27 protein-coding genes are annotated in these 22,885 nt (G+C 63.6%); 1 reads left to right on the top strand and 26 read right to left on the bottom strand.

Annotated features, from left to right (window positions below; genetic code table 11):
- Positions 1-2: 2 nt before the first annotated feature.
- From B9Y95_RS01690 to B9Y95_RS20955, 23 genes are all read right to left on the bottom strand, one after another.
- Positions 3-425: a hypothetical protein gene (locus B9Y95_RS01690; protein WP_085510377.1), complete on the bottom strand. Its 423-nt coding sequence runs from the start codon at positions 423-425 to the stop codon at positions 3-5.
- A 10-nt stretch (positions 426-435) separates the two neighbouring features.
- Positions 436-1,044 carry a hypothetical protein gene (locus B9Y95_RS20230; protein WP_143736303.1) on the bottom strand — a complete coding sequence of 203 codons (609 nt, stop codon included), beginning with the start codon at positions 1,042-1,044 and terminating at the stop codon, positions 436-438.
- Positions 1,044-2,159 (bottom strand): hypothetical protein, encoded by a 1,116-nt coding sequence (locus tag B9Y95_RS01680; protein WP_159453314.1) that lies wholly within the window; start codon positions 2,157-2,159, stop codon positions 1,044-1,046. The genes B9Y95_RS20230 and B9Y95_RS01680 overlap by 1 nt, the downstream gene beginning before the upstream one ends.
- Positions 2,160-2,181: 22 nt before the next feature.
- A complete protein-coding gene (locus tag B9Y95_RS01675; protein WP_085510374.1) occupies positions 2,182-2,484 on the bottom strand; it encodes a hypothetical protein in 303 nt (100 codons plus the stop codon).
- A 103-nt stretch (positions 2,485-2,587) separates the two neighbouring features.
- Positions 2,588-2,962, bottom strand: a complete 375-nt coding sequence (locus tag B9Y95_RS01670; protein ID WP_085510373.1) for a hypothetical protein — start codon at positions 2,960-2,962, stop codon at positions 2,588-2,590.
- Positions 2,959-3,399: a hypothetical protein gene (locus B9Y95_RS01665; protein ID WP_143736301.1), complete on the bottom strand. Its 441-nt coding sequence runs from the start codon at positions 3,397-3,399 to the stop codon at positions 2,959-2,961. The genes B9Y95_RS01670 and B9Y95_RS01665 overlap by 4 nt, the downstream gene beginning before the upstream one ends.
- Before the next feature lie 40 nt (positions 3,400-3,439).
- On the bottom strand, positions 3,440-4,102 hold the full coding sequence (locus B9Y95_RS01660; RefSeq protein ID WP_159453313.1) for a M23 family metallopeptidase: 663 nt from the start codon (positions 4,100-4,102) through the stop codon (positions 3,440-3,442).
- A gap of 2 nt (positions 4,103-4,104) precedes the next feature.
- Positions 4,105-4,992: a hypothetical protein gene (locus B9Y95_RS01655; protein ID WP_085510370.1), complete on the bottom strand. Its 888-nt coding sequence runs from the start codon at positions 4,990-4,992 to the stop codon at positions 4,105-4,107.
- A gap of 8 nt (positions 4,993-5,000) precedes the next feature.
- Positions 5,001-5,858 (bottom strand): phage tail domain-containing protein, encoded by an 858-nt coding sequence (locus tag B9Y95_RS01650; RefSeq protein ID WP_085510369.1) that lies wholly within the window; start codon positions 5,856-5,858, stop codon positions 5,001-5,003.
- The gene (locus B9Y95_RS01645) at positions 5,858-7,933 is read right to left on the bottom strand and encodes a phage tail protein (RefSeq protein WP_143736299.1); all 2,076 of its coding nucleotides are present in this window, start codon (positions 7,931-7,933) and stop codon (positions 5,858-5,860) included. Before B9Y95_RS01645 ends, B9Y95_RS01650 begins: the two co-directional genes overlap by 1 nt.
- 416 nt (positions 7,934-8,349) lie before the next feature.
- Positions 8,350-8,718 (bottom strand): hypothetical protein, encoded by a 369-nt coding sequence (locus B9Y95_RS01640; protein ID WP_085510367.1) that lies wholly within the window; start codon positions 8,716-8,718, stop codon positions 8,350-8,352.
- Between the two features lie 91 nt (positions 8,719-8,809).
- Positions 8,810-9,640, bottom strand: coding sequence for a phage tail tube protein (locus B9Y95_RS01635; RefSeq protein ID WP_085510366.1), 831 nt, complete (start codon positions 9,638-9,640; stop codon positions 8,810-8,812).
- A gap of 449 nt (positions 9,641-10,089) precedes the next feature.
- Entirely contained in the window at positions 10,090-10,413 is a 324-nt protein-coding gene (locus B9Y95_RS01625; RefSeq protein ID WP_085510364.1) for a hypothetical protein, read from the bottom strand.
- Position 10,414: 1 nt separating this feature from the next.
- Positions 10,415-10,735 carry a hypothetical protein gene (locus tag B9Y95_RS01620; protein ID WP_085510363.1) on the bottom strand — a complete coding sequence of 107 codons (321 nt, stop codon included), beginning with the start codon at positions 10,733-10,735 and terminating at the stop codon, positions 10,415-10,417.
- Positions 10,732-11,307 carry a hypothetical protein gene (locus B9Y95_RS01615; protein WP_085510362.1) on the bottom strand — a complete coding sequence of 192 codons (576 nt, stop codon included), beginning with the start codon at positions 11,305-11,307 and terminating at the stop codon, positions 10,732-10,734. The genes B9Y95_RS01620 and B9Y95_RS01615 overlap by 4 nt, the downstream gene beginning before the upstream one ends.
- A 19-nt stretch (positions 11,308-11,326) precedes the next feature.
- Positions 11,327-12,568 (bottom strand): hypothetical protein, encoded by a 1,242-nt coding sequence (locus tag B9Y95_RS01610; protein ID WP_143736297.1) that lies wholly within the window; start codon positions 12,566-12,568, stop codon positions 11,327-11,329.
- A gap of 53 nt (positions 12,569-12,621) precedes the next feature.
- Complete coding sequence (locus tag B9Y95_RS01605; protein ID WP_085510360.1) at positions 12,622-13,134, bottom strand: hypothetical protein; 513 nt, start codon at positions 13,132-13,134, stop codon at positions 12,622-12,624.
- A 70-nt stretch (positions 13,135-13,204) separates the two neighbouring features.
- On the bottom strand, positions 13,205-14,023 hold the full coding sequence (locus B9Y95_RS01600) for a DUF3638 domain-containing protein (RefSeq protein ID WP_143736294.1): 819 nt from the start codon (positions 14,021-14,023) through the stop codon (positions 13,205-13,207).
- The gene (locus B9Y95_RS01595; protein WP_085510358.1) at positions 14,010-15,347 is read right to left on the bottom strand and encodes a phage portal protein; all 1,338 of its coding nucleotides are present in this window, start codon (positions 15,345-15,347) and stop codon (positions 14,010-14,012) included. Before B9Y95_RS01595 ends, B9Y95_RS01600 begins: the two co-directional genes overlap by 14 nt.
- Before the next feature lie 16 nt (positions 15,348-15,363).
- Positions 15,364-16,974 carry a hypothetical protein gene (locus B9Y95_RS01590; RefSeq protein ID WP_200811340.1) on the bottom strand — a complete coding sequence of 537 codons (1,611 nt, stop codon included), beginning with the start codon at positions 16,972-16,974 and terminating at the stop codon, positions 15,364-15,366.
- Between the two features lie 62 nt (positions 16,975-17,036).
- Positions 17,037-17,516, bottom strand: a complete 480-nt coding sequence (locus tag B9Y95_RS01585; protein WP_085510356.1) for a phage terminase small subunit — start codon at positions 17,514-17,516, stop codon at positions 17,037-17,039.
- Between the two features lie 642 nt (positions 17,517-18,158).
- Positions 18,159-18,335: a hypothetical protein gene (locus B9Y95_RS20605; protein WP_159453312.1), complete on the bottom strand. Its 177-nt coding sequence runs from the start codon at positions 18,333-18,335 to the stop codon at positions 18,159-18,161.
- Positions 18,336-18,464: 129 nt separating this feature from the next.
- The gene (locus tag B9Y95_RS20955; RefSeq protein WP_143736292.1) at positions 18,465-18,653 is read right to left on the bottom strand and encodes a hypothetical protein; all 189 of its coding nucleotides are present in this window, start codon (positions 18,651-18,653) and stop codon (positions 18,465-18,467) included.
- Between the two features lie 589 nt (positions 18,654-19,242).
- Between B9Y95_RS20955 and B9Y95_RS20220 the strand changes: the two genes are divergently transcribed.
- Entirely contained in the window at positions 19,243-19,602 is a 360-nt protein-coding gene (locus tag B9Y95_RS20220) for a hypothetical protein (protein WP_143736291.1), read from the top strand.
- Between the two features lie 617 nt (positions 19,603-20,219).
- On the opposite strand, the gene B9Y95_RS01580 is transcribed toward B9Y95_RS20220, so the two are convergent.
- From B9Y95_RS01580 to B9Y95_RS20950, 3 genes are read right to left on the bottom strand one after another with little or no spacing between them, the layout of a single operon-like run.
- Positions 20,220-21,086: a hypothetical protein gene (locus B9Y95_RS01580; RefSeq protein ID WP_085510355.1), complete on the bottom strand. Its 867-nt coding sequence runs from the start codon at positions 21,084-21,086 to the stop codon at positions 20,220-20,222.
- Between the two features lie 23 nt (positions 21,087-21,109).
- The gene (locus B9Y95_RS01575; RefSeq protein WP_085510354.1) at positions 21,110-22,363 is read right to left on the bottom strand and encodes a replicative DNA helicase; all 1,254 of its coding nucleotides are present in this window, start codon (positions 22,361-22,363) and stop codon (positions 21,110-21,112) included.
- Complete coding sequence (locus tag B9Y95_RS20950; protein ID WP_234993930.1) at positions 22,356-22,706, bottom strand: hypothetical protein; 351 nt, start codon at positions 22,704-22,706, stop codon at positions 22,356-22,358. Before B9Y95_RS20950 ends, B9Y95_RS01575 begins: the two co-directional genes overlap by 8 nt.
- Between the last annotated feature and the right edge of the window lie 179 nt (positions 22,707-22,885).

Below are 22,885 nucleotides of genomic sequence, written 5' to 3'. Positions count from 1 at the left end.
TGTCATTCCCCAATCAGGTAGAGCATGTTGGTGTCGCGGACGTACAACCAGTCGCCCGGCTTGGCGCCGTCTGGGATGGGGTCGGTTTCGAGCTCCACGAGCCAGATCTCCCCGTAGTTGAGAATCGGCGGCAGCAGATCCATGTATAGGACGGACGCTTGGTCCGGGATCTGCACCCGCCGGATGGAAGCACGTCCACGTAGCGCCTCGATGACGACAACGGCAGTCCCGGGCGGTGACGGCGGCATGCTGAACGTGCCACCGTCGACGGCGAAGATCTCCCCGCCACGCACCTCCGCGATCGCCAGGGCCTGCGTCGCCGATCCGGCAGCCGTAGAGAACGGCACCTCCTGCCGGAACTCGAGCCGTCCGTCTGCTGGTTGGCCGGCGGAATCCGGGACAGGCCCAGTGATGATCGTTGCCACAGTGGGCCTCCTAAGCGGTACCAGCAGCTGAAATGGACGGGGAACGGAACTGAGCGTTGGCGTTGTACGCGTAGCACTCGAAACGTGCGATGAGTGGCGTGTTGACCGGGAGCCCGCCGATGACGTCGAAGCCCGAACCTCCGACAGCGCCGAGGACACCGTTCGTGAAGCCCTTCCACGCATCCCGGCGGCTCTCACGCGAAACGACGGGAGCGCCAAGGTTCGTGTAGATGCCAAACGTTGCGATTGCTGCGTCACCGGCGGAGAAGAGCATCGCTTGGACGTCGATGCGTGCGACACCGGTTGCTGTCACGAACGTGACAGAGGGTTGGTCGGTGGTTGCCCAGCTATTCGCCCCAACGGGCTGCAGGCCGTTGCCTCCGGAAGCGGAGGTTGGACGCGTAGAGTTCAGGATGGCTAGCTGCGCGGCCTGCGCGTTCTGTACCGCCACAACCTGCGCCAGAGCTTCCTGAGCGGCAGCGAGAGCCGCCTGAACCTCTTCGAGTGTGCGGTTCCGTTCGGTGCCCGTAGACCTCTGCGCGTCACGCAACTGCCGCTGCTGATCCTTGTGCAAACCAGCCTGATACTGCTCCGGCGGAACATACCGTGGACCATCCATCAGAACTCCTCAGCCGTCACAACCTGCAACCACTCCGGATCAGACGTGCCACCAGACATCGACACCACCCGCAGACGTTTCTGACCGTTCTCCAAGAACACCGACCCGCGAATGTCCAACGACAACCAGTCGCCCTTACGCATGCCCACCGCGGCGGACTTGCGGACATCGAACGAGTAGAACTTCCCGATCGTTCGGCCCTGAGCGACCCGTGCGCGGGCGTAGGAATCCAACGTGGACTGTTCCTTCACCGACGAGTGCGACGAGTCCAGAACCTCCGAGAATGGGAACCCACGATCAACGAGGTACGAGTCATCAGCGCGCGCCACCAGCATGCGGTCGTCGGACTTCCCACCCGTGAACCACGCCCGTGACGTCATGTACGTCGGCAACAGCTTGAACTTCAACTTCCGAGCTGTCGGGTTCTTCCCCCGAATGGAGAAGTCGAACTCCGACTGCGACGTGATCAACCGGTCAGCGTCCGTCGCCGTCCGCAACAGGGTCTGCATCTTCCCCACCACGTCAGTACGCCAACGCGACACATAATCGACCTCGACACCACCCTCAAGCTTCGTGATGTCATCGATCAGCTCGAGCAGGTTCTTCATGTCGGCCGCTTCAGTGTTCTTCTCCCGCGACCCGACACGGTCCGGCTCGAACACCCACGGCAGCCCGAACCCGGGCATCCCCATCGCCTGCTGCACCAACTTCTTGATGATGGTGCCGTACTCCCAACCCTTCAGGTTGGTGTCGTACGTGGACACAGGTTTACCGTCCGGTCCGATGATGTTGCCGACGTTGAACGGCAGCACCAGCCGATCTCCAAGAACCGACTCCACACCGTTGCCGGGGATGGACAGGACCTTCGTGTCCTCATCCCACTCAGGGATACCCACACGGCCGGCAGCAACGAAGTCAGCCCAACCGTCTTCCTGCACAGCGATGACCGTCTTCTTCGGGGTGACGAGGTTCGCCAACCCGAGACGCCGCATGGACTCGGTGTACACGGGGACGTCGAACTTCACACTGTCCGGTGACCCGATCGTCTGCGTCCACGTTGCATCAACGACAGACAGTTGATCGAGGTCTTCACCCGTGAGCAGATCGAACAGCAAACACTTCACGGGTCACCAACTCTCAGATCTCGTCGCGGACGGCGGACTTGGGGACCGAACCGGCACCGAGCTTCGTCAGGAAGTCGTTCACCGCAGGGATCGCGATGATGCGGGTGACTACACCAGTGACGACGAGGATGCCTGCGACGATCGCGTTGACGAGAATGGTGACCTCAGCCGGGACTCCGTTGCCGGTGAACGCGTCGACCACGAGGGGCAGTGAGATGTTCACGACGGGGAGGATGACGATGAGGTTCACGAGGACCGTGCGGATGACCCGCTGTGACTTGAACCAAATCTCGGGAACTGCTGCGTGCTTGGACATGGGGTTGTCTCCTATATCGGTGATGGGTGGAAATGGGTAAGCTCGCGCTCGCCCTCCTGCAGGGGGTAGGGCTTCGGGGTGGTAGGAACACTCCGAAGTCCGCTCAATCAGACGCGTGCAGATCCTCGATCTCGAGCTGCGTCATGTCCTCAGCGGACGGCATCGGCATCTGACCCTGACGGCCATTCCGATCCCACGTGATGAGCTGCCGGAAGAACCGGCGGATGATCGCGTTCGTGGACTTCTTCCACTCCTTGAACGCGTTGAGCTCCTCCTGGACCGGCTGCAACGCAATCGCGATGCGCTTGTCCACGTACTCGGCGAGCTCAATGTTGTTGTCGAACAGCTGCGATCCGGCGTCCACCTGGTTGCGGGTTTCAGCGGTGCGGTTCGATCGCTTGTTGTTGAGGTATACGCCCAACCCGAGGAGTAGCGTGACGAGGAGACCGGCGGCTGAGATCCACTCCGCGCCGGTCACTCGATGACCCGCTTCTGCTTCCGCAACTGGAACCCGAGGTCGAGGACACGCCAGACGGGAAGCACGATCAGCGCCGACATGAGACCCGCGGTGGCCTGCGAGCCGGGTACCTCAAAGCTCCGTGCTGTCAGGACTGCCACGTACGACGCGACCAGGCCGATGAGGACGATCTTCGCGCCCAGCTCGAGCTTCCCCAGCTTCGGGAAAGCCACACCCACCAGACACGCCAGCGACGCCAGCGCGATCGCGCCAGACCAGAACGCCGCATAGGTGGTGTTCGTCACATCCGTCACCGACCCGACACCGCGCACGAATCCAACCACACCGAAGTACAGAAAGATCAGGTTGCCGACCGGAAGTACGACCCGGAAGATCCCACGGAACCGCCAATCCTCAGGCCGGATATTGCCCGACGCCCAGATGGACGCGGCGAACAATCGTTTGAACATGGGATCCCCCTCCCGGGATGGAAGCGGGCTACTTCTTCACGCTGACGAGCGCCTGCACGCCATTCACCGACACCGAACGGGCAAGGTCGAACTCCCGCTCCGACGCGAACACGACCGGTGCGCCCCACACTGCGAGAGCGAGCGGCAGTTCCTCGGGGGTGAGTGACTTGTAGTAGCCGGCACCGACGACAGCGATGCCACGGTTGGTCTGCTGGATGAGTCGCATTTCCTGTACTCCTTGGGTTGTCGGTGTGACGGTGCCCGCTTGGGCGGTGCCCGAGACGTACAGCCACGGGTTCTGTCGGTTCCCCTGCGGGTCGACGAGGTTGTAGTGCACGTGCGGCTGTCCGGGGGCGCCGGATTGGCCGGAGTAGCCGATGAGCTGCCCCTTGCGCGCAACTCCGTTGACGAGGTCCACGTAGCTCGAAAGGTGCTTGTAGTCGAGGATCCAGCCGGGGTCGTGAGCGAGGTGCAGGCGGGCGACGTTCCCCGCGGTGCCGTTGTTCGGCTGCCGGGTGACCGTGCCGTCCGCCCACGCGTACACAGGCGTCCCGACAGGTGCGACAACATCGACACCACCACGTCCGGGACCAGCATCACGGAGATGACGAGCCCACGACTGACCGGCGTCACGGTTGTCCGCGAGGATCACCGTCGAAGGCGAATGGATACTGAAATCGTGAAGCGCCATGGTCATCCTCCTGCGGTCAGGTAGCCGGAAACGGGCTGGTTCGCCGCCCACGCGTTCGTGTCGTGCCGGCGGAACCGGATCTGAATCGTCGTGTCACCAACAGGGGTGTCCCACACGATCGGCGACAGCAGCTGCGACAGCAGATCGGATGCGACAATGCGGCCCATCGTCACCTGCACCCACGTTGGCGTCATGCCCAACAGGGGGTTGTTGACGACGAGGATGCCGTTCACGTTCGTGTTCCCGTCGAACCTGACCCCAGCAACCCGATCCCGGGAACGCCACACACCAGCGGTTCGGACGTACTCAGACCCACCCATGACGCGGGCCAGCTGAGCGTCAGCCGGTACCCACAGGTTCATCTCCGACGTGGACCGGAACAGCATGGTCCCGCCGGCAGCAGCAGTGAACGGGTGTAACGGTGTGATGACCACACCAGCCGAGTTCGTCGCCGTCGCCGTCGAAGGAACAGCCACCCGTGCGATCGGGATAGCCGCGTCAGGCAATGCCGGATCGTACGGGTCAGCTGACGGCGTGCCCGGAATCACCACAAAATTCGAGGTTGAGGCGATGCCTGTAATCTGCTGATCGGTGCCCACATACGCGACGATGTTGTACTGCGTGTTCGCGGACGGCGGGTTCGGGATTGCCACGTCGATCGTTTCCGTCAACGCCGCGAACCGTGCCCCCTCCTTCACATGCACAAGCTCCATCGGGAGGACGTTCACGCGCATGTCAGGGCGCGCCGTCACCAACGCATTCGTGTGACGAGGCAACACCCCAGCACGCGGAACACCCGAAGTGTTCTTCGCCACCAGGCCTGCAAGGATCGCCGCGTGCTCATCCGAAGCGAACTGCACCCCAGTCGTCGGCCAAAGATCGGTCTGCATCGGTACTCCTACCAGGAAGCCGCACGCATGCGGGCAATGAACTTCGGATCACCAGTGACCGTCCCCAACGGACGCACCGTGACAGTGGTTGAACCCTCAGGAGGAACCGAGAACCAGTCCCGCGCCGTCACCAGCCGGGACGGGATCGGGGACGTGCCGTCGAGGAACACACGCTGCTCGGCGGTGTCAAACACCAACGACTGCGTGTCACCGATCGGACGCTCCACACGCAACCGGCCACGACCGTTCACGATCAGTTCCACGCCCTGCGACATGCCACCCGTCACCTCAAGCAACGGGTACCCGTCAGCTGACCCCGTGTTCGGGATCACCAACCGCCCAGAATCGGACGACATCGCATACGTGTACGGGTACGTGTAGGGGTACGAATACCCGCCCGAGTTGTCCGGCATGCCCGTCGTGATCAGGAACTCAGGGCCATACCGGATCGGATCATGCGCGAGGACGTCAATGGAGAACTCGACGTCGTTGCCGCCGTAGTTGTCCTTCGGTGTCGCAGCGCGGATCGAAACCATGCGCGTCCACGAACCGTCCTGAGCGTGCACAGTCATCGGCTGTGGGGTGCGGAAAGCACCCCACGCCGTGATGCGCGCCTGAGCGGCGAGAGCGTCCGCTGCGTCCTCCCCGAGGAAGAACGCGTCAAACGAGACGGCCAGCGAGCTCCGAAGGATCTCGCCCGGGGTGAAGTCGCCATCGCCCAGCGGGTTCGAATCGGACGGGTTCTTGCTGTCAGGCAGGCGGCGCCAGTCCCTCAGGCCGCTGAATCCCCAACCAGTGGGAACGTCAGTGGTGCCGTCGAACCAGATACCGCCGAGCTCGATTCCGTACGCAACGTAGTCGTCCATCAGGCCCCCTGCATCGCGTCTTCAAGCAAACGGCCGGCCTGCCGGAACAGGATCTGAGGATCCTCAGTGCGCTGCTCGAATACGTTGTTCTGAGTGACCGAACCCGAACCGCCGCCGATCTGGCCGAGGATCTGCGGGCTCAACGGGATGACCGCTTCGTCGTAACGTCCCTCACCGATGACCGCCGGCATGCCACCAGGACGGGCGGCGATGATGCCACCCTTCGCGAGCTTCGGAAGTTCCCCAACCGTGAGGTCGATGGTCCCGCCAGACGCATCCTTGATGCCCTGAGCGACGTTGTTGATTCCAGCGATCACGCCGTTGATGAGGTCGATGACGCCGTTCACGACGCCCTTGACGATGCCGACCATGCCGTTCCAAATGCCGGCGAAGATCTGCACGATCCCGTCCCATGCCTGCTCCCAGTTGCCGGTGAAGACACCAGTGATGAACGTGATCAGACCGCCGAGCGTGTCGGAGATCATCTGGATGACCGGGACCAGGATTCCGGAGATCGCGCTGACCACGGAGGTGATCATCGGGATCAGGAAGCCGAGGGCGATCTGCAGCCCCATGACGCCGGCGTTGATGAGGAACGACAGCAGCTCGATCAGCGGCGGGAGGATCACCCCGATCAGGTCGAGCAGCGGGGTGAGGAGCGCCAGGATCGGTGTCAGCAGGGGCGTGATTGCCCCGACCAGCTGCATAAACACTGGTGCGAGTGCCGCCACCAAGGTGGAAAGCAGCGGGAAGATCATCTCCACGATCGGCATCAGAGCCGAGATGAGGGTGGAGAAGATCGGGACCAGCATGCCGATCAGCGGGCCCAGCAGATTGAACGCCGGCAACAGTGCGGTGATCAGTTGTGCGATGAGCGGCGCCACCGCGGCCAGGATCGTCCCGAAGACCGTGGCGAGCTGCTCGAACACCGGCACAATCTGCGGCAGGACCGCTGCCAGGACGCCGACAAACACCTCAGCGAGCTGAATGATCAGCGGCACCAGTGTCTTGATCACGGTCATCAGCACGCCACCGAGCACCGCCCCGATATCACTGAACGCTTCACCGATGACCTTCACTGACGGCTCAAGAGCCTTCAGTGCCACGCCCAGCGGCGACAGAGCGGTCATCAGATCGATGAACGGCGTCAGATCGAACCCTGCGTTGAAGCGGTCAGTGATCCACTGCAGCGCCGGTCCGAGGAAGCCGGTGAGTTTCTCCCCTACCTTTGTCGCAAGATCCTCGATGGGACCCAGAGCACCCGTCGCCGCGGTGATCAGCGGAGCGATCATCGGATACACGCCCGACATCAGGTTTGCCCCGATGCGGCCGAGCGCAGCGAAGAAGTTCATCGTGGCGCCGGGGATGGTCTTGCCCATTTCCTCCGCGACTGTGCCCGACGCGGAAGTCATGGCCGCTTCGAACTCGGCGAACCCGATCTTGCCGGCCGAAGCCATGTTGAAGACTTCCTCAGTCGTCACACCAAGGTTCTGTGCGAGGGCCTGGTAGATCGGGATACCCCGGTCGGCGACCTGCTGCAGGACGTCGTTCTGAGCCTTCCCCAGCGACGCAACCTTCGCGTAGATGGAACCCATGTCGCCGATACCCACACCGGCAGCCGACGCGCTGTTCGCGACAGACTTCAGGACACCCTGCAGCTGCTCGCCAGGCTTGATGTTCGCCGCCACCAGAGACGCCGCAGCAGTCGCCGCGTCACCGAGACCGAACGCGGTGCCCTTCACGGACGCTTTCGCGTTGTCCATGATCTGGGTGATGTTCTCGGTCGTCTGCCCCAGACCGGTGAGCTTCTTCTCTGCCGTGTCGATGGCCTCGAGGCGGCTGAAACCCTTCGCGAGGGCAACACCGAGACCTGCAGCAGCAGCGACACCGAGAGCGATCGCGCCGCCCTTGACGATCTTCCCGAGACCAGCAGTGAACGAGTTACCCGACCGCTGGCCGGCCTCGTTGACGGCACCCTGCACGTCAGACGCACCAAGCGAACGACCGATGTCACGGCTGACACCAGGCATGCGCGTGTACAGCGCGATATACGCGTCCGCGATTTCGGTTGCCAAACAGACCACCTCCGGGGATGACGAACACCCCCGGAGGGGCTACTGGGTGGGCTGTTGGCGACGCTGGCGAGCCGCACGCTGACGTTGCGCGTGCGCGTCCTGAACTGCAACCTCGCCTGCGTACGGCGGCGTTTCGGGTGGCTTTGGAGCGTTCCGAGGTGGTTTCTTCTGCGCGTCTTCGCTTTGCATCCACGCGAGACGCCGCATCTGGTACTCGACGAGGCTGAGCATGTGCGTTTCCGCGGACCACGCGAGCGGCCCACCGATGGCACGCCACAGTGAACATCCCGGCGGGAGATCAGCGACGAGGTCGCTCATTTCCATCAACGGGCGGTCTCGCAGGCGGAGTCCGTATGCGGATTGGATTGCTGCCAGCAGAGGCCCACGGTGTGAGATGTAGGCCTCTGCCAGCAGCATCAGTTTGGGTTGATGGCTCCGAACAGGTCCTTGATGAACGTGCTTCCGTCGACGATGGACACGCGCTTGGTGTTGGGGTCGCGGAGGACATCCATGACGATGGTGTACTGGGCGTCCGAGATCAGCCGGCGGAGGATCGCGGGCAGTCGTGCTGCGTTGGAATCCACGTCCAGTGATCGCAGGTCGTCGAGGAGCTCGAAGTCGTTGATCGCGTCGTCAGAGACGAACACGGACAGCGGAATCTTCTTGCCCTTCTCGGTGAGCGTCAGCTTCGGGAACGTGACCGAGCGGCCACCTTCCACGTCTGTGGCCTTCGGCTTCTCCGACTCGGGTTCCTTGTGGTCCTGGGGCTTCTTTGGTGCAGCCATGGTGATGACTCCTTCGTAGTGTGGTGACGGCTCATGAGAGTGACCGGGCGGGGCGAGCCATCACCAAGGGATTCCCCACCCGGCCACATCGTTACGGCGTCGTCGAAGCGACAGCGTCCGGATCGGTGCCGCCGGTGAGGGCGGAACCATTCGCTGCGAGCGTCACCGCGGAAGGGAACGTGATCACAGTCGGCGACGTACCAGTTGCGGTGATCCCCGACAGGCCCGTCACGCCAGCGAGAGCGTTCAGAGCCGCAGCGACGGCAGAAGCAGCAGCGTTGTAGACGAGAGGTGCCGTCGAGAAGTCGTTCACCGACAGTGCGTACGTGCCGCCAGTCGGGGTACCCGTGACGCTCACGTTCCAGACCGTGTCCGTTGCCAGACCGGACGACTCGAACGTGATGTAGTCGCCGATGATCTCACCGAGGAACGGGAACCCGGCGATGTCCGAGTTCGTGAACACACGGTCACCGTCAGGGACGATCTCGAACCGTTCGATGACGTGACGTTCCTTCACTGTGATGTCATCAGCGTCGAACACATCCACGACGACGGAGCGGGCGGAGACCTTCTGGCCGGCGCCACGGCGAGTGCGGCGGACACCGTTCGCGACGGTGACTTCCTTCTCGTCGTACCGCAGGCCCTTCGTCTGAGCCTTCGACTCCAGCGCGTGGAACCCGATGGTGGTACCAGGCGTTTCGATGCGCGTACGCACCACACGTGCCCCCTGGTGACCGCGGATCTCAGTCTTCGAACCAGTGAACGCCTCCGTGATGCCATCGGAGTGCAACCAGCCGACGTCCTCGAACGCCGGGTCGAGCACGGAGTCGATGCCAGTCGGCAGCGGCGTGCCGATCGGGGCCAGGTAGATCGCATCAGCATCGGAACCGAAGATCCGGGCGTTGGCGGAATTGACCGTCATGGGTGTTCCTTCCTTGTGGCCGAACACACGCCCGGCATAGAAAAACCCCCACCAGGACGGCGAGGGTCGAATGAGTGGTGATGGTCAGCGGGCGGCGCGGAGTCGCAGTGCCATGGTGAAGCGGTAGCGGGGGATGTTCGTGGTCGGGTCGGGCGCGAAGTACAGCCCGCCCGCCTCGTCGACTCCGCGCACAAGAGGCATTCGCGTGTACAGGTTGAAGAACGCTTCACGACACTTCGCCGTCAGCTCGAACGCCTCGGTCGTTGTTGGCGCCTGACCCTCGACCGTGATATTCGCTGTCTCGAGCACACGGTTGGTCGCGCCGCCACCAGACCGGTATGCGCGAACGAACGCGGTTGGTCGGGGGTTCGGTACCAATGTCCCTACCTTCGTCGGGAACACAACGGGTTTGAGGAAGCTGACCGCGAGTGCTTCAGCGTCTACGAACCTCATGAACGCCCCCGTGTCCAGTGCGCGATCTGCGCTTCGGTGGCCCAGATCCTCCGGCCGGCGGCCGTGGTGTGCTGGATTCTTCCGCCGAGCACACCTTCGAGGATCCCGTCAGCTGCTTGCCGTTCCCGTCCCGTCTGATCGACTGTTTCGACGTACGCGCGTGAGGTGTTCTCGTACGGGCGCGAAACCATGTCGAACCCGATACCAGCAGCGTCGGCAAGCCTTCTGGCTTCTCTGTCGACGATCGCCTGCACTTCGGGGGAACGGAGGACCTGCCGCACGCCGGGCATGTACATCTTGACTTTGATCTTGGGAGCCATGTCAGCCCTCCACTCGTCGGATCGTGACGACGTTGCCGTAGTGCTCGGCGCCTTCGGGGTGCTCCCAGATGCGCGTTTCGCCCTCCACCTCGTACTGCCGCCCGTTCACGGTCACTCGGTCGCGTGGTCCGAAGATGGTCCCGGGGTACAGGTAGATGGTGGGTTCGACGATGACGCGGTCATGGCCGGCCTCGCGCGGCTCAGAGGTGGATCCGGGGTCGAACGCCATGATCTCGACGTCGGCCGGCTCGCCCCAGGACTCGACCTCGTTGCCGTGGGAGTCCTCACCGGTGCCGGCGAACGTTTCGTGCTGCACGATCATGCGCGCATCACGATCGTGCCGGACGTGCGCGGCGCCCTGAAGCTGTTCGCGATCGCCACGTCATCCGGTGACAGCAGCAGCTGCCCACCCACCGAGTACGCGGAAAACGTCTCAGCCTCAGTGAACGGCCCGGTGGTCGTCGACCGCTGCGTGACACCTGCAGCAGCTCGAGGGTCGATGCGGAGGACACGAGCAGCGATCTCCGCCACCGTCACCTTCACCAAGTCAGGGACGTCATCAGAGCCGTGCGAGTACGAGACGCGCACGAACTCGTGAGACAACCGGTGCAACGTCAGCACCTGGTCGAACCGAGTGAACGGTATCACCGCACCACAGTCGTCAACCACGCTCTCCACGCTGGTGACCGGTGACTGCGGGAGTCGCACAGTCCCGGCGTTCACCTTCAGCCGCACCGTCGAAGTGCCCGGGGTGAACAGCTGCCCCGACCGGAGCCGGAACAGTTCCGACGCTTTCGTCAGCATCGCGACGACCCGCGTGACCTCCTCGGAGGTGAGAGCACGCCCTAGCGCCTCGACGACGTCCTCTTGGGACGCCAGAGTTGGGTTGGACATGATCTCACCTCCTGGGTGGTTACGCGACCGCGATGGCCGGGCTGGTGCCGCCGGTGAACGCACCGGTGACGGTGACGACAGCGCGCTCCTTGAGCGTGACCGTCTTCGCGTTGCCCGGGAACGCACCGCCGGTGACGGTGGCTCCCGAGACGCCAGTGAGCTCGTTGATCTCCGAAGCGATCGTCGCGCTCGAGGCGTTGAACGGGATGGCGTCGGTCGTCTGACCGTCGACCGTCACGGTGAACGTTCCACCGGTCGGGGCGCCGGTGATGGACACCGTGTAGGACGCCTTCTCGGCCCCGCCAGCACCGAACGTGACCTTGATGGCACGCTGGAACTTGAGGACGACAGCGTCGTTCTCGTCACGGACGATGGAACCGTCCGCAGCCTGCTCCGGGTCGGTGACCGCGGTAGCTCCGGCAAACGCGTGCACGATGGAACGATCCTTCATGTACGTGCTGTCGTAGTCCCACAGCTGCGTGACAGCGAGACCGTTGCCGGCCGCGACTCCACCACCCTTCGCGACACCGTTCGGCACTGCCGGGGCGACGTTCGCGATGGCGACTGCGGTCTCGTGGACGAAGTACGACTCGTCCTCACCGAGCGCGTCGAGCTCGACGATGGTCCAGCCGGCGAGGCGTCCGACGACACCTTCGCGGAGAGCCTCGGGGAGGCCAGCCGTGTCGACGTCGAGGAGCTTCTCGTAGGAGGCGACAGCCTCGGACACGTTCGCGCCGACGAGCCAGTACCGACCGGTGAGGGGCCAGTGAGCCTGCTGGGCGAGCTTCCGAGCGCGAATCGCGACCTTCCGCGGGTCCGACTCGACCGCGCTGCCCGATGCCGGGTTGAACGTGACACCGAAGACGAACGACGCGGCGCGAAGCGCACCGACGACGATGTTCTCGAAGAAGTCGAGGATCGCGTTGACCTGCGGGACCTGCACGTCGCGGACGTAGTCGATCTCGTCGAGGGTCTCTTCCTCGGGCGACAGTGCGACCGCGGAGTAGATGTGACGGTTCAGCGCCACCTGGATCTTCGAGTTCGCGAGACGGTCGACGACGATCGCGTCATCACCACGCCACGGCTTCTCGCGTGCGACGAGAACGGCGGGGCGCTTGATGTTGACGACGTCGCCCTCAGCGCCTCGGAAGTCGGCGATGCCGAACTTGAAGGTGAACAGCGATGGCGCCTTCACCTGACGACGGAGCAGGCCCAGCGCGGTCTGCGCGAGCTTCTGCCCCTTGACGAAAATGTTTGCCACGATGGCTTCCTTCCAGAGTTGATCGGCCATCACGGACGTGATGAACCGGGGTGCTACCTGGCGGTAGCGGCGGCGACGATGTCATCTGGTGACAGCTCGCCATCACCGATGGGCTTTCCGGTGTCGCCCTGACCCTCGGAACCAGGTGCTTCGGGTGGGGCGGGGAGAAGAGCGAGGATCTCGTCGGCGTGTGCCTCAAGCTCCTCACGAGTGGCACCACGGAGCGCGGTCGCGGGGATCTTCCGATCCTCGAAACCCTTCTCCTTCGCGATCTCCTCACGGAGCGTCGCAGCAGTGGTCTTCGCGTCGATCTCGGCGAGCTTCGCTTCCGCAGCCTCAGCGCGAGCGAGGAGTTTCTCCTGCTCGGTCTGGTTCGCGGCTTCGAGCTCGTCCAGCTGCCGTGCCTTGTCGGCGTTGGCCGTGGCGCGCTCTTCGTTCTTGCGTGAGAGCGACTTCCACTTCTCGGCTTCCGCCTGAGCGGCAGCGAGCTGTTCCTCGATCGTCTTCGCTGCGTTCGCGGCCGTTTCGGCGGCTTCAGCGGCGATCTCTTCTTCGGTTTTCGGCATCAGTGCATTCCCCGTTTCGGGTGTGTGGATAGCCACCGTTTCGGTGACTCAATCCCGCGGTTGCGGGAAATCAGTTGAGGGCGTCCGGCCCGGTGAAGTGCTGCTCACGCCAGGCGAGCGTCGGCCCGTACTCGCCGTGCTCGTGGACGGTCACAAGGTCGAGGAGGTCGGATCGGCTGTTGCCGCCGTCGAGGTAGCGTGCGCCACGGTCGGTGCCGCCGAACTCGTTCTCGATCGCCGCGTGGATGGTCTCCAACCGTTCCGGTTCGAGCACCTGCCCCGGATCAGAACCGGCCTCGACCGTGTCGACACCACAGTCACAGCCTGGGTGGATCGGCATCAGGTTCTGCACCCGGTACCGCTGGGTGGAAGCGATCGCACACAGGGCGCAATTCTCACGACCAGTCAACGTGCGACGCATGTACGTGAACCCGCGACCCGTGAGCGACGACCGGGCCTGCGAGGTCTTCGCAAGCTGATGATCGGTGCCGACGAGCGACACGAGACGGTTGACTCCCTGCTCGATCGCGTCCTTGACCTGTGCGCCGTTCGACAGAGCCGTGTACATCGTCACCGCTGGCCGGCGGTACACGTCCTCAGCAGGCACACCACGCGCCGTCGTGACAACATCACGCGACACCAGTGCAGGTGCAACACGTTCGCCCGTCCTGACGGTCTCGAGAGACGCCAGATACGCCGACGTGAGCTGCGCGGTGAGCACCTGACCTGCCTGCACGCGTGGGACGATCAGCCGCACCAGTCGGTCAATGTCAGCGTCTCGCCACGATCCGGCGCCCAGCCAAGCCAGCCGGGCGAATGTCTCCACTCGCTGCCGGACGGCGTGTACGGCGTCGTTGTAGCCGACGATGACCTGCTCAGGCGTTGCCACTGCCAGCACCGATCAGAACAGCCGCCGACAGCTGCTCAGCAGCCCTCGCGGTCTCTTCCTCAGCGATCTCGTCCGGTGACATGCCCCAAATGTGCTGATCGATCCACCGCTGCGACTTGCCGGCCGTCTTCGCCTGCGCTGCAGCTGCGGACTTTTCCGACAGCGACACATGCTCCGGCGGCTCCCACAGCACCTGCACCGTGGAACCGTCATCGAGACCGAGGATCCGCAGCGCCGAGAGTAGAGCGCCCTCCATGGGCGCCGTCATCCGAGCGATACGATCCTTGGCCTTCATGATCTCGCCCTTGTGGACATTCGCCGCACCCGTAGCCGACTGGTTCTGCCCGTCAGGGATGAACACGTCGATCGGCGACTGCGTGACCGCGGCGAAGTCCCGAAGGTCCGTCTTCTCACCGTCCAGCAGGGGGCGAATGTCGGTGGACTGGGACTCCCACACGTCGATGCCCTCGGGAAGATCCCACAGGGCGCCAGGGGCCGGCTCGAAGAGCTTCGCCCAGTCGATGTCGTTGCCCTCTTCGTCCTTGTCGGGCAGTCCGCCCTTCATCGCACGCTGCTTGTACGCCTGCATCGCGGTGACGACGAGACGCTGCAGCTTGCCGAGGTTGATTCGGTCGATGACGTCGATGTGTGGTTCGAACTCGGACATGCCGTTCTTGTTCGCAAGTTCGAACACGGGGATGGGGCCGGCGTACTCCTCGAGCTCGCCCAGCGGCTCCCAGTCGGAACCTGTCGCAGACTCACGAATGGAACCGTTCGACGTCTTCGAAGACCGCGTGTACAGCTGACGAGTGCCCGGCAACCACAGCAAGGCGTAGTCACGACCAACCTCGTCGTCACGCCACGCCTTCAACGCAGCCTGTGCCCGCCACGGCTGCACCGGATCAGGGGCGCTGATCATCTGTTCCGGCTGCTCCGACGTGATCACCGGGTCACCAGTGCGAACACCAGTCACCAGGTAGCCGTACGACGTCGACAATGCGTTCCAGATCGCATCCGCGAACACCACCGGGAGGCGGTTGTCGCGCCACACACGCCGAAGGGCGTCAGCTGCCGGGTTGTTCGCGGTCTCGCCGACACGGACGCCGTTCGGCACCATGCGACCGCTCAGAGATGAACACAGCAGGCCACCCATGTCGGTGCGGGCGCGCTTCTGGAACGCCACCCACGACGCACGCGTGTTCTTGCCCATCTCGGGCATCGGCGCGTCACCGGTCGAGTACTTCCGCATCAACGCAATCCGCGGCTGACGGGTATCAAGCTTCAACGTGAGACGCTTCAGCCATTCGTCGGGGGTGGTAGCCATCCGTTCCCCTCCCAGGTCAGTAGATGCGTCGGGCAGTGCCCTTGCGATTGTTGGTGACGCCCTTACCGAGCGCCTCGAGTCCAGCTGCGAACGCGAACATGGCGCCCCAAGTGGCGTCGATCTTCGCGTAGTCCTGATCGTCGTCCGGCTTCTTCAACACGTACCCGGCGCGACGAGCGTCACGACGTGCGTTGAGGAAGTGGGCTGTGAGCTCCTTGGAACCGTCGAACGTGATGTCGCCGGAAACGATCGCCGAGTGCATCTGCTCGAACGCCTCACACGTGCGCGAGACATCCTTCTGACGCCACCGGATCGGTTCGTTCGCGGTCAGTTTCACCTTCAGGCGACGGTTGTAGTCCGCCTCCCACGTCTTCACCTGACCAGCCCAACCAGCAGACGGGTCAGCGAAGAAACCAACGACGTTGTACTTCCGGAACGCGTCCTTGACTGCCTGCTCGATCTCGAGCTGCGGTGGACGCCACCCCTCGCCGGCAGGCCCGTCCGGTTGCTCCCACACGCCCACCTTGAACAGGTGCTTCTGTGTGACCGAGTAACCGATGAGGACCGTGGAATCCGCGATGTGCGAATCCTTGCGCCCCTCCGAGCCGTCGAACCCGAGCGTGACCGGTTCCGTCTTGCCGATGATCTTCGCCTCATCGAGGATCGCTCGAAGCTCAGGCTGCGACAGGTACGAGTCGGATGCGTGGGTGATCTGGTTCAGGAAGTCGGCCCGCATCTTCTGCGGATCGTTCGACGTGTCGAAGAAGTCGAGCGCGGTGCGCTCGATCGGAGCCCAACCGGGCTCACACGGCGGATCGTGGAGCACGCAACCGTCAGCATGGTCCGAACTGTCCCCGTACGACACCCGAAGGCCAGCCACGAGCGACTCGTACGACGACGTGTCGGTCTCGGCTGGCGCCTCACGGTGGTCGTAGACCAGGGAACGCACCCGCTCGAGGTTCTTGTACTTCCCCGACCTGATCTGGTCCCAGAACTTCGCCGAAGCCTCAGCCACAGATCGTTCACCCGGTGTGAAAGCGTTCGGGGACTCGATTGTCAGCCCGCCGACTTTCGTCGCGTTGTTCCGCAACGTCTGAGCGAGTGAAACGCCGCCGTTGCCGGGAACCCACTCCTCCGTCTGGTCCATGATCGCCGCGACCTGACCCGGGATACCCTTCGCAGACCGTGCCGACGACGTCCGACGCTCGATTTTGCCCTTCGGCAGGTTCACGAACGTGTCCAACACCTCAATGTCGAACTCATCCGCCGCCGGCCCCTCACGGAGCATCTCGAGCAACGGCTTCCATGTGTTCCCGACCTGATCGTCAGAAACCGCAGTCACAACAACAGTCGGGGTGAGGATCTCACGCCACGGTTTCGCGACCGGCTGCCCTGAAGCATCCCAACCATCGAAGACGACCTCGAATAGGCCCTCGGCGATACCGATCGCAGCGAGGAACGGGGACTTGCCCCAACCTCGAGGGCGCTGGATCACGGCACGGTGCTTCACACGTCGACCAGTCGACGGATCGAGCTCGTACAGGCGCACCAGGAACTCGAGCTGCTCCCTCGTTACCTCGAACGGTGAGTAGTCCATCTTCGCGGGCGCCGCGAGGTACTCGGACATCTGGTCAGCGACATGCCAGCCCAACGACGGGAACATTTCCCCGTCCAGCGGACGCCACGGCATTACGCTTCCAGCTCGTCACGGACCTGCATCCCCACGAACCGGTCACGGGAGCTCCGAACCTTCGAAGCCACCGACACCTCAGCCTCAGTCGCCTGAGCGAACTGAATCCGCAACCGTGCACGATCCTCAGGAGTGAACCCGTACTTCGCCTCACGCAACCGGAGCTCCGCGGCGAGGGACAGCTTCCCCATCCAGAACTCCGCGTGCAGACGAGCAGTCTCCATCAGATACGACCAGTCGGTCTCGATGAACTCCTTCGCCAACGGGTGATGAGCAAGCATCGCCCACCAGTCCTGCGTCATCGACGGCCACTCGAACTCCTGCGTCACCAACTGCTCATCGACCGTGACCATGATCGAGAACGACGGCAACTCCGGCTGCTCCACCGGCTGAACCTCAACAACCCGAAGCTGGATCACATCCTTGTTCGTGCGAGCACGCTTCGACGGATCCTTCGGCGCTGGACCTCTACCTGCCATGACTGCATCTCCCGTTTCGGGTGAAGGCCCCCAACCGTTTCGGTCAGAAGCCGTGAAAGCGAATCTCAGCGCCCAGCACTCCAAAACCCCCAGACCCGTAGCCAGGGGGAATTACAGCAACTCTCCGCGCTCCTGTGACCCGGGGGAGGGGGTGGTCGGGGTGGTCGCCTGCCGTTTCGGGTCAGGTCAGGCCGGGATGTTGCTCTTTGGGGTGTCGTGAGCTTCCGCGTTTGCGTCGTGCTGCTGCTGCTTGGGCTTGTGTCTCCCTGTTGTGGTGCCAGTGGCAGAGTGTGCGGACGTCATCGACGGTGATGCGTTCGGCTGGTTGCCATTGGTTGACGTGTGCTGCTTCGAGTTTGGTTGTCTCGGTGCATCGTGTGCCGTCTCGCATGATCGCGGTGCATCTGTGACCGTCGCGGTTGAGGCAGGCGTCACGGATGCGTGGTGGTACGTGGGTGGGGCGGCTGTTCTCCCATGGCATGCGGCACCCCCGGGGTATCTATGTGTGGAGGGGGTGGTCTTCCTTGGCCGGCGCCCATCCTTCGGTCATCGCGGCCAGGTTGCTGACTGCCGTGTCCTGCTTGTCCCCGATGATCCCTGCCGTGGTGAGTGCTGTCCGTGCGTGGTCTTCTTGTTCAGCGTTCATCGCTGGCCGGCGCGTGTGATCTCGATCGGCTTGCCGCCGAGGGTGACTACCGGTACTTGTTCCTTGAACCATGCTTCGAGCCATTGCCGCTGATGGGGCAGGATGTCGATGCCCTGTTCGTGCAGATAGGACTCGATCTCGGCTGCACGCAGCTCATGCTTCGAGATCGTCATGACCGGCCTTCCCGTTCATCGCTGGGTTCCTCGGGTGGGAGTTGGTGGCGATAGACCGGCGACCCGAGGCTGTCGAATCGGAGCGGGATGAACGCTTCGCCGCCTGTCTCGGGTTCGGCCCACGGGCTGTCACTCATCGTCTTCTCTCCCGTCGAGGCTGTGGTGCCACACGTTCCACCTGAGTACCCCGCTGCTCACATCGGAGCGGTGTGTTGGTCCGCAGATGCAGTGTTCGTCGGGTTGGTGGTCGATGAGGTCGTGGTCGGGGATGTGGTGGGTGTCTTTTGGGTGGGTGATGGTTGACCAGGTGTCGAGCATGGCAGCCTCCCGAACGCGAGTGCGGAGTCCCAGCCGCCCGTGATCAGCGGGTTGCATGCGGCTGGGACTGGCGGTGGGTCGCTACCCTGTGTGCGTTGATTACCTGGCCAACGCCAACCTTTCATGGTGATCTTTGTGGTGGGCAGTGACGACGCGTGTGTGTGGCTCTACGGCCTGTGCGTGTATGCCCACCAAGTGGCCCCGCCGTGAAGGATCGAACTTCACTGAGTCAACGCAGAGACGATGCACCGAAGCTGCTGTCTGAACCATCCGCGAGATGCCGCACGGGGCGATATCCGACGCCGTGCCGTCTGACAGTCCACCCGGTCATGACTCCGGGTTGCTGTCACCACTCTTAGCCGTTGCTAGCGGGGTGGGGAGGTGTGTCGCGTTCCTGTCTTCGAGCGTGTTGGCTGTCACTGCGTACCTGTACCCTCGTCCGGTTCTTGCCGAGACTGTGTCTTCGGGCTGCCGGGGGTGCTACTGGTCGCTTCTCGCATGGTGGTGACGCTGAGACTGGAACGCGAGTGCTGAAACGCAGTTTCTCCAGGGCGGCTCGCCAGGGGCGAGACCTAACTAGCATTTGGCTATGCCCTTCGAACTTTTTGAACCGAGCCCAGCGGCTGCCAATGAGCCCGCAACTGTCCGACTCGGACTTGGCTCCCACATTTTCAGATTCAGTGGCGGTGCGCTTCCTCTGCTGAAGGCGGCGAGCCATGTTCGACTGCTCTTCGACGAGGACACACGCCGGATGGCGTTCCAGCTGAGCTCAGCCGACGATCCAGCAGCGCTCCTTGTAAGTTACGACTCGAACGCCGCGACTATCGAAGGGAGGTCTTTTGCGCGCCACCATCGCGTCGCCCCGGGGCGAGTCTTTTCACTTGTAGAGGACAACGGCATGCTGGTCGCCGACGTGGGTGAGCCGTTCGGACGCCCGGCCAATGAGTGAGGTTCTTCTCGAACGAGCTCTTTCCCGAGCGAACGCAAATGGCCCCTCTCACCGGCGGGTGGGAAGGACCAAGTACGTCAAGTATATAGAGTCAATGCGGCGATGTCTTGTCAAGCCGCGCCCTACTCGTGCGAATTCTTCCGAGCTCGCCACGCCAGCGCATAGCCGTGCGTTCTCGCGTCGTCCAGAATTTCAAGCGTCCGCTGGGCGTCTCGCCGGGCACTGAGGTGGCCCTCATACTGAGCCCCGTTTCCGGGCTCGGTCTCCAAACCGAGTTCCTCGAGTCTCCGTCGGGTCAGTTCTCGAAGGGCATCATCTCTGTCTCTGCTCATGCTTCTCCCTCGTTTTCTCGATCAGTGTGCCAGGAGACAGCGCCCCGAGAGACGAGGCGCTGCCCCATGGCGCTGGTCATTCGCCTCGACGCACCATCCCGATCAACTCTCGTGCGCCGCCTAGTTCTTCGACCGTTTGGGCTGCGAGCAACAGGTGCAGTGCGCACAGGCTGATCGGGATGTCCGAGACCACGGGTCGGAGGCATTCGTGGTTGCCTTTCCCTCCCCCGGTGTTGACCACACTGCGATCCCGCGATCCGTTGTTCGTGGACAGTGCGCTGCACATCATGATGCGTGCCCCACGATCTGTCCATACTTCGTGAGGAGGCGCTTCTGCACGTGCGCGGCACTGTTCTGCTCGCGAGTTGCTCGAGCGGCCGCGGCTTGGCGTGCTCGCTTCGTCTCCTGCTGGTCCACCAGGTAGGCGTGGACAGCTTCCTCGTACTCGTCGAGTTCGAACTGGTGGCCGCACTTCTCGCAGACCGCGTAGACCTCTGTGCCCGGGAGTCCGGCCGGCCACACCTTGATCTGTCCGTTGCAGATCGACAGCTGCACGTGCGGCATCGGAGAGGTTCGAGGGCGCTCGACCATCGGCCATCGAGCGGCAATCGAGCCGATCGGCGCCAGGCCGTCGATGAACTCGTTCACGGAAGCTTGGTCGAAGGTGAAGATCTGCGGCAGGTGAATGAGCAGCCAGTCCGACATGACGCCCGCGGTCTGGCGAGCATCTGCGGGTGAGATGCTGGCCGGAAGGCCGAGGACGTATCCGTGCTCGTCTCGCCATGAACGTCGTGCTGGTGCTGGCGGGCTGATGGACATCGCTTTCGCCCAGTGTGCCGAGTACACGGCGAGCGCCGAGTAGATCGCGTCAGCATCTACCCAAGCCTGCTCCGAGAAGGATCCGAGCGAGCGTTCCGACGTGCCGCTCACGCGGACGTCGTCGGACACCTTCGTGATCGTCCCCGGGAAGTTCGAGACGACATGCTCGACGAGGTCTGGGACTGCTCGAAGGGCTCGTTCGGCTTTCCCGAAGCATCGGAGGCAGAACATGCCGCGCTTGGCGACGAGCGGTTCCGGGTGGTCGGTGTCTTCGGTGCCCTTGCGGATGCAGCCGTTGATGCAGGGCAGGAGGACGATGGTGGTGTCGGTCATGTGCTGTCCGTTCTGTGAAGGGTTCATGAGTTGGCGTATCCCGCCGGGCTGTAGTCGTCGATGCGGGCACGGTCTCCACGCCACCCGAGGGTGACGACCGCTTGTGCGCCCTGCCGGTACTTGGCGATGTCGAGGATGATCTCCTCGCCGAACTGCTGCTCCTCACGGGACAGGAGCACGACCATGTCCGCGTCCTGCTCGATCGACCCGGACTCTCGGAGCTCGGAGATCAGCGGGCGCTTGTCCATGCGCTTCTCGGAGTCACGGTTCAGCTGCGACAGGGCGATCACGGGGACGTTGAGATCCTTCGCGAGCACCTTGAGCTGCCGGGAGAAGTCCGTCACCTTCGCCCGCCGGTCCGCGTTGCCACGTACGTCCATGAGCTGCAGGTAGTCGACGATGATCGCGGACAGCTCGCCGCGCCTGGACACGGTGCGGGCGAACTGGCGGACGTGCGCCGGTCCGACCATGTGCGCCCGGTCGTCGATCGCGACGCGACTCTGGAACGTGCGCCGGCTGGCCGCGACCATCGCCACCTGCTGTTGATTCAGCGTGCGGCGTTCGATCGCTTCGATGTCGACGTCGGCGTGAGCGGCGATCGCCCGACGGGTCAGCTCATCGCGACCCATCTCGAGCGACGAGTACGCGACGGTGCCGAAGTTGCCGAGCTTCATCGCGATGTTCAGCGCGACAACCGTCTTGCCGACACCAGGGCGGGCGCCGAAGATGTACAGGCCACCGCGGCGGAACCCTCCCGTCGCAGCATCGAACGCCGGCCACGGCGACGGCAGGAACGAACCCACCGTGCCCTCCACGTCCGGCTGTAGCGCCTCGTCCCACAGCTCCGGCATGAACTCCACCGGGCGGGTCGCCTGGGCGCCCACAGCGGCGTCTACCTTGCCACGTGCATACTCGACGAGCTCGTCCGGCGACATGGTCGTATCGAGCCCAGACAGCCCCGCCCCCACAGCCCGCAGCCGACGCACGAGCGACTTGTGCGACAGGATCTCGGCGTAGTGATCCACCGACACCGACGCGGCGTAGGCCGAGTCGAGCGACCAGATGGTGTCAGCGTGCTTCGGGAGCCGCAGGCTCAACGCCTCTTGCGACACCGTCCGCCCAGCCGCGCGCATCTCGAGCATCGCCGAGTAGATCGCCTCATGCTCGACCAGGTCGAAGTCGTCGGCCGTCAGCGTCAGGTCGTCGAGCGCCCGCCCGCCAGAGCTGAGGACGGCGTGGAGGATGCGGGTAGCTGCGGTGCTCTGCGCGTCATCCATTGCGACCGCCGAACCGTCGCTTGCCAGCCCACGGGTCGGGAGTGTCGACCGTCTCGACTTCTTCGATCGGGTCGTCGTAGCCGCCTGCTCGCAGCCACGTTGCCGGGTACGGGATCTTGCTCTTCGGGCGCTTCTCGATCTCGACCCATTGCTCGAACGTCGCGGGCACCACTCCAATGATCCGGTCGGCAAACGCCTCACGCTCGGCAGGCTTCACCGAATGGAGTGTCGAGGTCCACGCCTTGAGAGCGTCGAGCTTGGACTTCTTGTGCTGCCACACCGTCCAGAACTCTTCGAACATCTGCTCGGTCGTTCTGCGCACCGGCACATCTCCGATGGGCAAGACTGGTGATTCATCTAGTGGTTCTACTGATGGTTCCTCTGCCCGGTCACTCTGACCGGTAGGTATGGTCAGAGTGACCGGTAGGCTCGGACTCTCTGACCGGTGGTCGCTCTGACCAGTAGGCCCTGTGACCGGTAGGCCGAGGCCCACGTGGAGGATGTAGCGATCGCTCGTCCGGT

Origin of the sequence: Plantibacter flavus, from assembly GCF_900177615.1 — a bacterium.
In the GTDB taxonomy this organism is placed as follows: domain Bacteria; phylum Actinomycetota; class Actinomycetes; order Actinomycetales; family Microbacteriaceae; genus Plantibacter; species Plantibacter flavus.
This window is presented reverse-complemented; position numbering and strand designations above follow the sequence as displayed.